Raw genomic sequence first — 703 nt, forward strand, 5'->3', positions numbered from 1 at the left:
GCCGGCGCGTGCGGTGCGCGGACCAGCAGCGCCTCGGCTCGGCCCAGCACCGCCAGCATCGACGAATCCTGTCGCGATTCCGGGTGCGCCACCGGCAGCCGGTCGGGGGCGGTGTCGAGCACGGCGCGCATGTAGTCCTGGCGCCCGTCGTTGGCGTCGAGGTCCCGGCCGAGGGTGGCGGGCTCGCTGCGGTCGGCCCCGGCGCGGGGATCGCCGAGCAGCGCACGGATTGCCGGCACGACGAAGAGCAGCCCGCAGACGATGGAGGAGACCGGGTTTCCCGGGAGCCCGATCACCAGCATGTCCCCGAGATGCCCGTGCATCAGCGGCTTGCCGGGGCGCAGCGCTACGCGCCAGAACCCGAGCTCCAGCCCTTCGGCGGCGAGCGCGGTCTGGACGAGGTCGTGGTCGCCGACCGAGGCGCCGCCGAGGGTCACCAGCAGGTCGGCCTCGGCCGAACGCGCCCGCGCGAACGCCGACTCCAGCGCCGGGAGCGTGTCGCCGGCGATGCCGAGGTCGATCGGCTCGCCGCCGGCGCCGTTCACCAGGGCGGCGAGCGCCAGCGCGTTCGAGGCGACGATCTGGTCCCAGGCCGGGATTTCGCCGGGCTGCACCAGCTCGTCGCCGGTGGCGAGGATCGCGACACGGGGCTTGCGCCGAACCGCGACCCGGCCGCGGCCTGCCGCGGCGGCGAGGGCCAGGC

At 75.8% G+C, this 703-nt stretch carries 1 protein-coding gene; it reads right to left on the reverse strand.

Annotated elements, in window-relative coordinates; all coding sequences use genetic code 11:
• Positions 1–703, reverse strand: a 703-nt coding sequence (locus FV222_RS28300) for a molybdopterin molybdotransferase MoeA (protein WP_147816430.1), incomplete at both ends; no start/stop codon positions are given.

It is taken from the genome of Methylobacterium sp. WL103, from assembly GCF_008039885.1.
Taxonomy (GTDB): Bacteria; Pseudomonadota; Alphaproteobacteria; order Rhizobiales; family Beijerinckiaceae; genus Methylobacterium; species Methylobacterium cerastii.